The following is a 13,116-nucleotide window of genomic DNA, read 5'->3' as shown; positions in this document are numbered from 1 at the left end:
GTCGTCCACTCCGCAACATCGAGGTAGCACATGCGTTATGCGCTTGGCGTCGAGTACGACGGCAGCGATTTCAGAGGCTGGCAGAACCTGGGAGAGGGCGGTCCCAGCGTCCAGGCCAGTCTTGAGCAGGCCCTGTCTTCGGTGGCCGACGCGCCGCTGCAGGTGGTCTGCGCTGGCCGAACCGACGCCGGCGTGCACGGCCAGTGCCAGGTCGTGCATTTCGATACCGACGTAGTGCGCGACCCGCGCGCCTGGATGCTGGGTACCACCACCCGCCTGCCGCGCTCGATCGCGGTGCGCTGGTGCGTACCGGTGGCGGAGGATTTCCATGCGCGGTTCTCAGCGCGGGCGCGCCGCTACCGTTACCGGCTGCTCAATCGCGAAGTACGGCCGGCGCTGGACCGGCAGACGCTGAGCTGGGAGCGTCGCGCACTGGACGCGACGCTGATGCACACGGCCGGGCAGGCGCTGCTGGGTGAGAACGACTTCAGCGCGTTCCGCTCGGTCCAGTGCCAGGCCCTGCATGCGCGGCGCGAGCTGCAGTCACTGCAGGTCAGCCGCCACGGCGAGGTGATCGAGGTGGCGGTACAAGGCAATGCATTCCTTCATCACATGGTTCGCAATATCGTCGGTTCGCTGATCCTGGTCGGCAGCGGCGAGAAACCGGTGGAGTGGATCGCCGAGCTGCTGGCCGGAAGGGATCGCACCGTAGCCGGTCCCACTGCACCGCCGCAGGGCCTGGTGTTTCTTGGACCGCTGTACCCCGACAACTGGCATCTGCCCGCCGAGGTCACGCTATGAGCCGCTCTTACTACCGTACACGCATCAAGTTCTGTGGAATGACCCGTGCCGGCGACGTGCGCCTGGCCGGCGAGCTCGGCGTGGATGCGGTGGGTTTCATCTTCGCCCGCGAGAGCAGCCGCCGGGTTGCGCCCGCCGAAGCGCGCGCGATGCGCCAGGCGATCGCGCCGATGGTTGACGTGGTGGCGCTGTTCCGCAACAACAGCAAGGAAGAGGTGCGCGAAGTGCTGCGCACCGTGCGGCCCACCCTGCTGCAGTTCCATGGCGAGGAGGACGAGAGCTACTGCCGCAGCTTCAACATGCCTTACCTGAAGGCGGTCGCGATGGGGGGACGTGAGGAAGTCAACGCGCGTACCCTGCAACTGCGCTATCCGAGCGCGGCCGGCTTCCTGTTCGACAGCCATGCACCGGGGGGCGGTGGCGGTACCGGTGTTGCATTCGACTGGACCCGCATTCCGACCGGGTTGCATCGGCCATTCCTGCTGGCCGGCGGTCTGACCCCGGACAATGTGTACGACGCGGTGCTGGCGACCCTGCCGTGGGGCGTCGACGTCTCCAGCGGCATTGAACTGGAGCCGGGCATCAAGGACGGCTACAGGATGCGCACCTTCGTCGAGGAAGTGCGCCGCGCCGACTGCACCGTGCTGGAGTAGGACCGGGAGGCTGCGGCGTCACGTTACCTCAGCTGGGCCGCGACCCAGTCCGCCAGGGCGTCGACGCGTGCGTCGGCCTGGCCCTCCGGCCGCGCCAGGACCCAGAAGCCGCCCGTGGCGGCGAAACCCCATGGGGCCAGCAGCCGGCCTGCCGCGAGATCCTCAGCGACCAGCGGCTCCGGCGCGATCGCTGGACCCAGCCCGGCCACCGCCGCTTCCAGCAGGTAGTAAAGGTGTTCGAAACCCGTGCCCAGCCGCAGCCGGGCGGGGTCGAGATCGTGCGCCTGCGCCCACGTCGGCCACGCCTGTGGCCGTGAGCTGGTGTGCAGCAGCGTCTCCTGCAGCAGTGCCGAGGGCGGCACATGGCGCAGGCGCTGCGCCGCCGGATGTGACGGTGCCACCACCACGCCCACCCGCTCGGGCGCCAGCTCGCGCACCTGCCAGCCCCGTGGCCACGGCCCCTGCGCCAGCAGCAGGACCGCATCCAGTGCCGCCTGCGCCTCGGTGAAGCTGCCGTCCAGTGCCGACCACTGCAGGCGCACACCGGGCAGTGCGGCCTGCAGGGCGGGGAGGCGCGGAATCATCCAGCGCGCCAGCACGCTGCCGCTGCAGCCCAGTACCAGCGCTGGCGACGCCGCGGGCCGCCGCAGCTCGCGCACGCAGTCTTCGATGCCGGCGAAGGCTTCGCTGCAGGCCGCCTGCAACAGTGTTCCCGATGCGGTCAGGCGCAGGCCACGCCCGGCGCGCTGGAACAGGGCCAGGCCCAGATGATCCTCCAGCAGCTTCAGCTGCCGGCTGACTGCACCGTGGGTGACATGCAGGTCCTGCGCGGCGCGGCCCACACCGCCCAGACGGGCGGTGGCCTCGAACGCGCGCAGCGCATTGAGTGGCGGCAGCAGGGATCGGCTCATGTGAGATTTCCTGACGATATGTGCCAGATAATATCCATTTTCCGGTCATGACCCGTGCGCTAGAGTATCCACCTGTCTGAATCACCGGTCCCTGCCATGTCTGCCTCCCCCATTGCCGACTACCACGCCTTCCCGGATGCCCAGGGCCACTTCGGCCGCTATGGCGGCAGCTTTGTCGCCGAAACCCTGGTCGGTCCGCTGCAGGAGCTGGCCCAGGCCTATGACCAGGCCCGCCAGGACCCCGCGTTCCAGGCGGCCTACGACCGCGATCTGGCTCATTACGTGGGCCGGCCGAGCCCGATCTATCATGCCCAGCGCCTGAGCGACCACGTCGGCGGCGCACAGATCCTGCTCAAGCGCGAGGACCTGAACCACACCGGCGCGCACAAGATCAACAACACCATCGGCCAGGCGCTGCTGGCGGCGCGGATGGGCAAGACGCGCATCATCGCCGAGACCGGCGCCGGCCAGCATGGCGTCGCCAGCGCCACCGTTGCCGCACGCCTGGGCCTGGAGTGCGTGGTGTACATGGGCGCCACCGACATCGAGCGGCAGAAGATCAATGTCTACCGGATGAAGCTGCTCGGCGCGACGGTGGTGCCGGTCACCTCCGGTTCGGCGACCCTGAAGGATGCGCTCAATGAAGCGATGCGCGACTGGGTGACCAACGTGCAGGACACCTTCTACATCATCGGCACCGTGGCGGGCCCGGACCCGTATCCGCGCATGGTGCGCGATTTCAATGCCATCGTCGGCCGCGAAGCGCGCGAACAGATGCTGGCTGAGTATGGCCGGCTGCCGGATGCGATCACGGCGTGCGTGGGTGGCGGCAGCAACGCGATCGGCCTGTTCCATGCCTTCCTCAACGACCGCCAGGTCGAGATCATCGGCGCCGAAGCGGCCGGTGACGGTATCAACACAGGCCGCCATGCCGCCTCGATCGCAGCAGGGCGTCCAGGCGTGCTGCATGGCAACCGCACCTACGTGCTGTGCGACGACGACGGCCAGATCATCGAGACCCACTCGGTGTCGGCCGGCCTGGACTATCCGGGGGTCGGCCCGGAGCACGCGTTCCTGGCCGACAGCGGGCGCGCGCGCTATCTCGGCATCACCGACGAAGAAGCGCTGCAGGCGTTCCATCTGCTGGCACACACCGAGGGCATCCTGCCGGCGCTGGAGTCCAGCCACGCGCTGGCGCAGGCGATCAAGCTGGCGCGCGAGCGTCCGCGCGACCAGATCGTGCTGTGCAATCTGTCCGGGCGTGGCGACAAGGACGTGCATACCATCGCCGCACGCGAAGGACTGGTGCTGTGAGGCCCATGCTGCGCCATGGTGGCGCGCTGGTACTGGCAGTGGGGCTGGGCGGCTGCACGCCGCCCGATCCGCCGGTGCTGGCGCCCGCGGCGACGTCTCCGGCGGCCATCGCCCCGGCACGCCAGGTGGCCAGCAACGACGACGATGCCGCCCATCACCCGATCGAGGATGCACCGTTGCCTGCAGCAGGGGAGGTCGCAGATGACGGGGCCGCGCCGACGGTGGCTTCGGTCGCGCTGGACCATGCCGGCGAGGTGCTGATCGGCCAGCCTTTCAGCGAACTGCAGGCCGAGGCGCAGTGGCACTCGGCTGGCCTCGCCGAGGCGACGGCCGGGCGCTGCGACTATTACGAGCGCGGCACGCTGCCCGAGGGCGTGGCGATGCTGGTGCAGGACGGCAACGTGGTGCGTTTCGACCTGGCTCCGATCGACGATTCGGGCCTGGTGGTGACCCAGCCCGGGCCGTTCGGACTGCGCCTGGACATGCCGCGTGCGCAGGTGCTGCAGCAGATGCCGCGGGGCGTCATCGCAGCTGCGCTGGGCGTTGATGCCGACGCCGGCGAATCCCTGCTCTGGCAGGACCCCGGTTCCGATCTGGCGATCCGCGTGGAGATCGTGGATGGCACCGTATCCAGAATGCATTGGGGCGCCAGCGGCGCCGTTGACCTGATCGAAGGATGTATCTGACATGCCCGTATCCCGACTCGACGCCTGTTTCCAGCGCCTGCGCGAACAGCAGCGCAAGGCACTGATTCCCTTCGTCACCGCTGGCGATCCTCTGCTGGAAGCAACCGTGCCGGTCATGCATGCACTGGTTGAGGCGGGCGCCGATGTGATCGAACTGGGGGTGCCGTTCTCCGATCCGATGGCCGACGGCCCGACCATCCAGCGCAGTTCCGAACGTGCGCTGGCGCGCGGTGCAGGCAGCCGTTACGTCCTGCAGGCGGTAGCGCAGTTCCGCCAGCGCGATGCGCAGACGCCGGTGGTGCTGATGGGCTATCTCAATCCTGTGGAGATCCATGGCTACGCGGCATTCGCCAAGGCCGCGGTGAGCGCCGGCGTGGATGGCGTGCTGCTGGTCGACCTGCCGCCGGAGGAAGCCGGCGAAGCCCAGCAGGCCTTTGATGCGGAAGGCCTGGCCCTGGTCCTGCTTGCCTCCCCGACCACCAGCCCGGCACGCGCGGACAAACTGCTCGCGCTGGCGCGGGGCTACCTGTACTACGTCAGTTTTGCCGGTGTCACCGGTGCGTCCGACCGCCTCGACAGCGAGGCCGCCAGCGTACGCCTGCAGGCGCTGCGTGAACGGGCCACGGTCCCGGTGGTGGCCGGCTTCGGCATCCGCGATGCCGCCAGTGCGGCGGCCATGGCGCGCGAGGCAGACGGTGTGGTGGTGGGCAGCGCCCTGGTCGCGGCACTGGCCGAAGCGACCTCGGCCGAAGAGGCGGCTCAGCGGGCGCACGCATTCCTGGCGCCCCTGCGCCAGGCCCTGGACGCCTGACGGCAGCGCCCGGCCATGCCCGACGGTGCGCGCTACGGCGTATCCGCCGGGCGTGGCCCGGCGCTGCCTGCGCTAAACGTACGTCCCAGCATGGTTTTTCCGCCGCCGCCCACAGGCCGGCAAGGGGTGCACGGGCGGGGAAAGCGGAGCTAGACTGTCCGCCTTTGCGGCCCCCGGGCCGCCCTGAACGGAAGTGTCCTCCCGCATGAGTTGGCTCAGCAAGTTGATGCCGTCCGGCATCCGCACCGACAACACCCCCAGCAAGAAGCGCAGCGTCCCCGAGGGCCTGTGGGAAAAGTGCAGCAACTGCGGCAGCGCGCTGTACCGGCCGGAACTGGAAGAGAACCTGGAGGTCTGCCCGAAGTGCGGTCACCACATGGCGATCCGCGCGCGCGCGCGCCTGGCCGCGCTGTTCGATGCGGACAGCACCACCGAGATCGGTGCGCGCCTGGGGCCGACCGACCTGCTGAAGTTCAAGGACCAGAAGAAGTACAGCGAGCGCATCAAGATCGCGCAGAAGAACACCGGCGAGTACGACGCGCTGATCGCCATGCGCGGCCTGCTCAAGGGCCGTCCGCTGGTCGCATCCTCGTTCGATTTCGCCTTCATGGGCGGTTCGATGGGTTCGGTGGTCGGCGAGCGCTTCTCGCTGGCGGCCGAGGCTGCCGTGGAGATCGGCGCGCCATACGTCTGCTTCTCCGCCAGTGGCGGCGCGCGCATGCAGGAAGGCCTGTTCTCGCTGATGCAGATGGCCAAGACCTCGGCTGCGCTGGGCAAGCTGCGTGAAGCCGGCCTGCCGTACATCTCGGTGCTGACCCATCCCACCACCGGTGGCGTGTCGGCCTCGTTCGCGATGCTGGGTGACATCAACATCGCCGAGCCGCAGGCGCTGATCGGATTCGCCGGTCCGCGCGTGATCGAACAGACCGTGCGCGAGAAACTGCCGGAAGGTTTCCAGCGTTCGGAATTCCTGCTGGAGCATGGTGCCATCGACCAGATCTGCGACCGCCGCGAAATGCGTGACCGCCTGTCCGACCTGCTGGCGATGCTGGGCCGCCAGCCGGCGCCGGAGGTGGCTTGATGGGAGGCCGCAAGTACTTCGGTACTGATGGCATCCGCGGACGTGTCGGTGAGGGAGCGATCTCGGCCGACTTCGTGCTGCGCCTGGGCAATGCGCTGGGCCGCGTGCTGGTGGCCCGGCACGGCCAGGACGGGCGCCGCCCGATCGTGGTGATCGGCAAGGACACCCGCATTTCCGGCTACATGTTCGAGGCGGCGCTGGAGGCGGGCCTGGTCGCCGCCGGCACAGATGTGCAGCTGCTGGGCCCGATGCCCACCCCGGCGGTGGCGTTCCTAACCCGCACCTTGGGCGTTGATGCAGGCATCGTCATCAGTGCTTCGCACAACCCGCATTACGACAACGGCATCAAGTTCTTCTCCGCACAGGGCGAGAAACTGGACGACGCCACCGAACTGGCGCTGGAAGCCGCACTGGACGTGCCGTTCACCACGGCCGAATCGGAGCGGCTGGGCAAGGCCTCGCGCGCGCGCGAGGCGGTAGGCCGCTACATCGAGTTCTGCAAGGCCAGCGTGCCGCGTGCGTTCGATCTGCGTGGCGTACGTCTGGTGCTGGACTGCGCGCATGGTGCCACCTACCAGATCGCCCCGCTGCTGTTCCGCGAGCTGGGTGCCGAGGTCATCGGCATCGGTGCCGAGCCGAACGGGGTGAACATCAATGCCGGCGTCGGTTCGACCCATATCGACAACCTCGCCGCCAAGGTCCGCGAGACCCGTGCCGATCTCGGCATCGCCTTCGACGGTGACGGCGATCGCGTGCTGATGGCTGACGACCAGGGCAATCCGGTCGACGGCGATGACCTGCTGTACATCCTGGCACGCACCTGGCAGGCGGAAGGTCGCCTGCGTGGGCCGGTGGTCGGCACGCTGATGAGCAACTATGGACTGGAGAAGGCGCTGGCCGACCTGCAGATCCCGTTCCAGCGCAGCAACGTCGGCGACCGCTACGTGCACCAGGCGCTGATCGAAGGTGACGGCGTGCTCGGTGGCGAAGCGTCGGGCCATCTGCTGTGCCTGGACCGGGCCACGACAGGTGACGGCATCGTCAGTGCGCTGCAGGTGCTGCTTGCGCTGCGCAGCAGCGGACAGACTCTGCGGCAGGCGTTGCAGCCGCTGGTGAAGGTCCCGCAGAAGACGGTGAACGTGCGCTTGGGCAATGTCTCGGCCAAGACCACCGTGCAGGCCGAAAGCGTGCAGTCGGCACTGCTGGAGGCGCAGCAGGCCGTGGCCGGCCGTGGGCGCGCATTCCTGCGCCCGTCCGGCACCGAGCCGGTGGTGCGGGTGACGGTCGAGGCCGATGACGCAACACTGATGCAGGACACGCTGGATCGCCTGTCGGCCGCAGTGAAGGCCGCCGCCGCGGCCTGAGCCCGCAGGTGGTTCCGCAACGGACAACGCCCCGGACGACCGGGGCGTTGTCTGTTCAGAGGGCCGCTGCTGAGCCGAGGCGGACTCAGGGGCCCGGCACCATCTTCTTCTGGCGGGCCTTGAAGCCGTTGAACAGCGGCGCGATCAACGGGTTGTAGCTCTGCGCGATGCGCTTGCGCAACCAGCTGGCCGGCCGGTTGCGGATCGCGAAGCGGTAGATGCGTTCGGGATCGCCGCCGATCACGTTGCGGCCGAACGGGTGGGTGGTATGCAGGTAACGGAACCCCTGCTCGCGCGCGACTTCGACATGGTCATCGTCGAAGTCACCGTACGGCCAGCACAATGTGTCCGAAACTGCGCCCAGCTTGTCCTGCAGGACCTGGCGCGAGAGTGCCAGGTCGTTGCTGATGCCGGCCCGGCGCTGCGCGCGGTCCAGGTCGTCGCGGCGCAACCAGCGTGTATGGGTGTGGGTGTGGCAATGCACCTCGAAGGTGCCCGCGTCGATCGCCGCGCGCGCTTCGCTCCAGCGCATCATCACATCGTCGCTGCGCCCCTGCTCGTAGATGGCGGCCTCGCAGCCGCGATGGTCCGGCGTTGCCGGCAGTACCGCGCCGGGCAGGCCTGCATGCGGCCGCACCGGGCCTTCGCCCATCCATCCGGTGACCACGAACACCACCGCGTGCATGCCGTACTTCTGCAGGATCGGATGCGCGTAGACCCAGTTGTCCAGGTAGCCATCGTCGAAGGTGATGACGATCGACCGGCGCGGCACCGGCCTGCCGGCCAGGAACCCGGCGTACTGCTCCAGTGTCAGTGAGGTCCAGCCACTGTTGGCCAGCCAGGCAATCTGGCTTTCGAAATTCTCAGGCGACACCGTGATCATGCCGGGCGACGGACTGACGTGATGGTGCATCAGCACCGGTACGGTTCGGGCATCAGCCATGTCCCAGCTCCTTCAGCCACTGGCGGTAGTAGTGTTCGGTGGTCTCGCCGTGGCCGGTGGGCGTGAAGCGGTGCGCAGCGCGCATCCATTCCCAGCCGGCACGGCCCATCTGCCGGCGCCGTTCCGGATCGTCCACCAGCAGGCGCAGAGCGCCCGTCAGGGCAGCATTGTCGCCCAGCCGGGTGAGGATCGCATTGCTGCCGTCCACGACCATCTCCGGCACGCCACCAACCCGCGTCGCCACGATCGGCACGCCGACGTACGCCGCTTCCAGGAACACGGTGCCGGCGGCTTCCTTGTGCGAGGCGAGGGCGAAGATATCGAAGCCGGCCATCAGCCGGCAGGCGCCGTCGCGGTAGCCGAGCAGGTGGACCTGCGACTGCAGGCCGTGCTCGGCGCACATCGCCTGCAGGCGCTCCATCACTGGCTGCCCGTCGCCGATCACCACCAGGTGCAGGTTCGGATTGGCCTTGCACAGCGGCACCATTGCCTGCAGCAGATCGGCATGGCCCTTGGGCTCGCGCAGCACCGCCACGCAGCCGACCACGATGTCCTGTTCGCCGAAGCCGAGCTCGGCACGGACTTCGGCACGCACGTCCTGCAGGCACTGCCACGGATCTTCCTTGCGGATATCGGTCCAGCGCGGTGGAACCGCGATCGGCGGCACGATGCCGATGCGCTCAGCGGGAATGCCACGGTCGGCCAGCAGCTGCTTGACGAAGCTGCTGACGGTCAGCACCCGGTGCGGCAGGCCGGTATAGGTCAGCAGCGAGTTGACCGGACTCATCAGGTGGCGCGAGCGCACCACCAGCGGCGCACCGCCGAGGCGGGCGCCGGCGGCGGCAATCAAGGCGTCGCGACGGCTGGTGGTGTTCACCACGTCATAGCGTTCGCGGCGCACCAGGCGCGAAACCGACCAGATGCCGCGCAGCAGGCGCGCCAGCCCTCCCATGCGCAGCGTATGCACGGTGAAGCCGTCATCGCGCGCCAGCTGCGCCAGCCGTGCCTCGGGCTGGCACAGCAGCGAGACGTCGTGGCCGCGCGCGCGCATGGCCTGCATGTGGCGGAAGATGTAGATCTCCTGCCCGCCCATTCCCTTGGCGGCTTCGGTGTGCAGGATGCGCAGCGAACGTTTCATGCGGACTCGATCCTTGATATCAACGATTGCGGAAGCGCGTCAGCGCTTCCCAGGCGGAACGGATCGCGGCTGCGTCCGGCGCCTGTTGTGGCAGTGGGCGATAGTGCCGATCCAGCGCGGTGGCATTGCCGAACTTGTCGAACACGTAGAGGGCATCGCCGTGGCGGACGGCGCGCTGCGACCAGCTTTCCACCACCAGGGCACGGAGCCCTTCCGGGGCCGCCAGCAGGTCCTGGCCGGTGCTGTAGTCGGCCAGCGGGTTCTCGCAGCCCAGGGCGTGCCGCATCAGCGTGGGCACCCAGTCCTCATGCGAGCTGGTGCGCGCATCACGGCCGCTGGCCTCGCCCGGCCAGTGCAGCACGAACGGCACCTGCAACTGGTAGTCGGAGAAGTTGCCGTTGTGGCCCCAGTAGTTCAGCGCGAGGTCGTTGAACTCCTCTGCGTGATCGCCAGTGACCAGCACGATGGTGTCCTGCTCCAGGCCCTGCGCACGCAGGGTATCGAGCAGCGATCCGACCAGGCTGTCGGCGTAGTGGACGGAGGTGTGATAGCGGTTCAGTTCCGGCGTCGGATCGTGGTCCGGCCCGAACTTGAGGAAGTCGATGTCCGCGGCCATCGGCGTGGCCAGGGGCGGATAGTCGGCCGGCAGGTGGTAGGGCGCGTGGGTGGAGTCGAGGAACACGAAACCGAACCACGGGCGCTGCGCGGCCTGGCTGTTACGGATGTCCTGCTGCAGCGACGCGACGATGGCACGGTCGCGGCCATCGGGCTTCAGTGCCGACGGCCCCTGGTGCAGCTGGTCACGGACATCGGCGAACACGGTGCGGTCGAATTCCGGGCTGTACATCGGCGCGCTGCCGTACAGGTGCAGGTCATAGCCCTGCTGTCCCAGGACCTGGAACAGCTGCGAGCCACGCTGCTCGTCAAGCATGCTTGCCCAGTAGCCACCGGGAAGGCCGTAGAGCAGGCCGAACAGGCCGTAGCGGGTGGCGTTGCCGGTGCTGAAGTGATGCTCGTAGACGCGGGAGGACTTCGCCAATGCCGTGGTGTTCGGCATGATCTGTGGCGTCAGCACATCGTGGCGGAGTGATTCGAGTACCACCATCAGCACGTTCGGCCGCCGGTGGCTCTGGCAGCGCAGCGGATGCAGCGGGTAGTGCAGCTGGGCATGGCGGGGGTCGGGCAGGCCCGCCTGCTGCTGGCTGACCACGCCCAGGCGACGCATGAAGCTCTTGGCGGTGATCGGCTGCGCCCAGGGCAGGTAGTTCCACTGGCTGATCACGTCACGCTCGCCGCGTGCATCGTAATAGGCGGTCGCCACCTGGCCACCTGCCATCAGCAGGATGACCAGTGTCCATGCCTGCAGGACGTGGCGCCGTCGGGGCAGGGCGGGCAGCAGCTTCCAGCAGGCCCACGCCAGCAGGGCTTCGGCGGCGAAGATGGCCGATACCAGGGCGATCGCCTGCAGCCAGGTCTTCCACGACAGCGCGACCTGATCGTGCAGCGCGCCGCCGAACACCATGTTCGCCACCATGGCATTGAGGTGGAAGCGGTACAGCGCGAACACCTTGGCATCGACCAGCAGCAGGCACAGCCACAGGCCCTGCAGCACCACCGCGCCGATGCTCAGAGGACGCGCGCTGCGGGCCCACAGACCGAGCAGCAGCGGCAGCAGGCCGGCCAGCGCGCCGAACGCCAGCAGGTGGCCGGGCAGGGCAACGGCCAGATACGCCAGGCCGACGGGGCCGCCGGGGTTGTCCCGCAGCGGCACGTTGCCCAGGGTGATGACGGCTGCCAGTACGGCGTTCGCCGCCACGAACAAGGACCACCAGGCCAGCCGGCGCCAGTGCTGGGTACAACCGGGTCGGGAAGCTGGATCGGCGGCGGGTGGAGCGGAGGGCATCGTCGGTACGTGTTCAGCAGGAGCGGGACAAGGGGGCGGCGCCGCCGCGGCCGGCGGATCCGCGCGCGGGTCGCGCATTGTATCGGTTTGTTTCAACGTATCGGTGTCGACCTGCGGGCGATCTGTCACAATGTTCAGGTGGGCCCTGAATGCGGCGGCCCTCCAGACCCAATGACAAGCCAGGAACCGCTGTGAGCCAGATCCCGACCCTCGACATCACCCGTTTTGACAGCGACCGCGAGGCCTTCGTGGCCGAGCTGGGGGCGGCCTATCGCCAATGGGGATTCGCGGGCATCCGCAACCACGGCATTCCGCAGGCCGACATCGACGCGGCCTACGATGTCTTCAAGGCCTTCTTCGCCCTGCCGGAGGAGATCAAGCGGAAGTACCACGTGGCCGGCGGGGGCGGTGCACGTGGCTATACCCCGTTCGGCGTGGAAACCGCGAAGGGGTCCAAGCACTTCGATCTGAAGGAGTTCTGGCACATCGGCCGGGAGATCGGCGACGACTCCAGGTACCGCGACGTGATGCCGCCGAACCTGTGGCCGACCGAGGTCGAGGGCTTCCGTGAGCGGGGCTACGGCCTGTACCAGGCGCTGGACAACCTCGGGTCGCGCGTGCTGTCGGCGCTGGCGCTGCACATCGGCCTGCCGGAGGATTTCTTCGCCGACAAGACCAATTTCGGCAACTCGATCCTGCGCCCGATCCATTACCCGCCGATCACCACCGACGACATTCCCAACGTGCGTGCCGGTGCGCATGGCGACATCAACTTCATCACCCTGCTGGTTGGTGCCAGTGCGGCGGGCCTGGAGGTGCAGTCGCACGATGGCAAGTGGGTGCCGTTCACGTCGGATGCGGACACCATCGTGGTCAACATCGGCGACATGCTGCAGCGCCTGACCAATCACGTGTATCCCTCCACCATCCATCGCGTGGTCAATCCCCCGGGCGAGCTGGCCCGCCAGCCGCGCTACTCGGTGCCGTTCTTCCTGCACCCGAACCCGGACTTCCTGATCGACGTGCTGCCGTCCTGCATCACCCCGGAGAACCCGAGCCGGTATCCGGAGCCGATCACCGCCCACGGCTTCCTCGAGGAACGCCTGCGCGAGATCAAGCTGAAGTAATGAAAAGGCCGCCGCGAGGCGGCCTTTCCATTACGGGTAGGGTAGCGCCGGGCCGGGGCCCGCGCGCCCAAGCCCAAACCGGGCGGGGGTGTTGCGGGGGGGGGCGGGGGGGCGGGGGGGGGGGGGGGGGGGGGGGCCGGGGTTACCCCCCGCGGGGGGGGGTGGGCGGGGCCCCCCTGGCCGGGGACACCCCGCCATCCGACACCTCCCCGCCTTCGACAGTTTCCCGGTGACGGATGGATGAGATCTGTCACACCGAGGTGGGGCAGGGGTCAGATCCGGCTCTGACCCCCGCAGGCACCCGCACTGCCGCATTTGCCTTTGATCTTATTTTCTCTTTACGTGGCGGGCGGCACCCCCGGAATCTGTCAGCAGCCCGGCGGG

12 protein-coding genes are annotated in these 13,116 nt (G+C 68.3%); 8 read left to right on the top strand and 4 right to left on the bottom strand.

Translation table 11 applies throughout. The features are described from left to right. The first annotated feature begins 30 nt into the window (after positions 1 to 30). Both truA and ACVOMM_RS04840 read left to right on the top strand, forming a co-directional pair. A complete protein-coding gene (gene truA, locus ACVOMM_RS04845; RefSeq protein WP_053520070.1) occupies positions 31 to 801 on the top strand; it encodes a tRNA pseudouridine(38-40) synthase TruA in 771 nt (256 codons plus the stop codon). After that, a complete protein-coding gene (locus ACVOMM_RS04840) occupies positions 798 to 1,454 on the top strand; it encodes a phosphoribosylanthranilate isomerase (protein ID WP_481525938.1) in 657 nt (218 codons plus the stop codon). The genes truA and ACVOMM_RS04840 overlap by 4 nt, the downstream gene beginning before the upstream one ends. 23 nt (positions 1,455 to 1,477) lie before the next feature. On the opposite strand, the gene ACVOMM_RS04835 is transcribed toward ACVOMM_RS04840, so the two are convergent. Next, positions 1,478 to 2,365 carry a LysR family transcriptional regulator gene (locus ACVOMM_RS04835; RefSeq protein ID WP_053520072.1) on the bottom strand — a complete coding sequence of 296 codons (888 nt, stop codon included), beginning with the start codon at positions 2,363 to 2,365 and terminating at the stop codon, positions 1,478 to 1,480. 96 nt (positions 2,366 to 2,461) lie between these two features. Here ACVOMM_RS04835 and trpB point away from each other — a divergent pair, with 96 nt between their 5' ends. From trpB to glmM, 5 genes are all read left to right on the top strand, one after another. Further along, positions 2,462 to 3,679: a tryptophan synthase subunit beta gene (trpB, locus tag ACVOMM_RS04830; protein ID WP_180876068.1), complete on the top strand. Its 1,218-nt coding sequence runs from the start codon at positions 2,462 to 2,464 to the stop codon at positions 3,677 to 3,679. Continuing rightward, positions 3,676 to 4,365 carry a hypothetical protein gene (locus tag ACVOMM_RS04825; protein ID WP_476340803.1) on the top strand — a complete coding sequence of 230 codons (690 nt, stop codon included), beginning with the start codon at positions 3,676 to 3,678 and terminating at the stop codon, positions 4,363 to 4,365. The genes trpB and ACVOMM_RS04825 overlap by 4 nt, the downstream gene beginning before the upstream one ends. A gap of 1 nt (position 4,366) precedes the next feature. Further along, positions 4,367 to 5,176, top strand: a complete 810-nt coding sequence (gene trpA, locus ACVOMM_RS04820; RefSeq protein WP_065174902.1) for a tryptophan synthase subunit alpha — start codon at positions 4,367 to 4,369, stop codon at positions 5,174 to 5,176. A 205-nt stretch (positions 5,177 to 5,381) separates the two neighbouring features. Then, positions 5,382 to 6,257, top strand: a complete 876-nt coding sequence (gene accD / locus ACVOMM_RS04815) for an acetyl-CoA carboxylase, carboxyltransferase subunit beta (protein WP_053520076.1) — start codon at positions 5,382 to 5,384, stop codon at positions 6,255 to 6,257. After that, positions 6,257 to 7,621: a phosphoglucosamine mutase gene (gene glmM, locus ACVOMM_RS04810; RefSeq protein WP_053520077.1), complete on the top strand. Its 1,365-nt coding sequence runs from the start codon at positions 6,257 to 6,259 to the stop codon at positions 7,619 to 7,621. The genes accD and glmM overlap by 1 nt, the downstream gene beginning before the upstream one ends. An 85-nt stretch (positions 7,622 to 7,706) precedes the next feature. Here the strand turns inward: glmM and ACVOMM_RS04805 are convergent, their stop codons facing one another. From ACVOMM_RS04805 to ACVOMM_RS04795, 3 genes are read right to left on the bottom strand one after another with little or no spacing between them, the layout of a single operon-like run. Further along, entirely contained in the window at positions 7,707 to 8,564 is an 858-nt protein-coding gene (locus ACVOMM_RS04805) for a polysaccharide deacetylase family protein (protein ID WP_128988887.1), read from the bottom strand. After that, a complete protein-coding gene (locus tag ACVOMM_RS04800; protein WP_053520079.1) occupies positions 8,557 to 9,702 on the bottom strand; it encodes a glycosyltransferase family 4 protein in 1,146 nt (381 codons plus the stop codon). The genes ACVOMM_RS04805 and ACVOMM_RS04800 overlap by 8 nt, the downstream gene beginning before the upstream one ends. A 19-nt stretch (positions 9,703 to 9,721) precedes the next feature. Beyond that, positions 9,722 to 11,605 carry a DUF3413 domain-containing protein gene (locus tag ACVOMM_RS04795; protein ID WP_180876063.1) on the bottom strand — a complete coding sequence of 628 codons (1,884 nt, stop codon included), beginning with the start codon at positions 11,603 to 11,605 and terminating at the stop codon, positions 9,722 to 9,724. A 149-nt stretch (positions 11,606 to 11,754) separates the two neighbouring features. On the opposite strand from ACVOMM_RS04795, the gene ACVOMM_RS04790 reads away from it, so the two are divergent. Continuing rightward, positions 11,755 to 12,732 (top strand): isopenicillin N synthase family dioxygenase, encoded by a 978-nt coding sequence (locus tag ACVOMM_RS04790; protein ID WP_053520081.1) that lies wholly within the window; start codon positions 11,755 to 11,757, stop codon positions 12,730 to 12,732. Positions 12,733 to 13,116 lie beyond the last annotated feature (384 nt).

It is taken from the genome of Stenotrophomonas sp. STEN009, from assembly GCF_056760395.1.
This window is presented reverse-complemented; position numbering and strand designations above follow the sequence as displayed.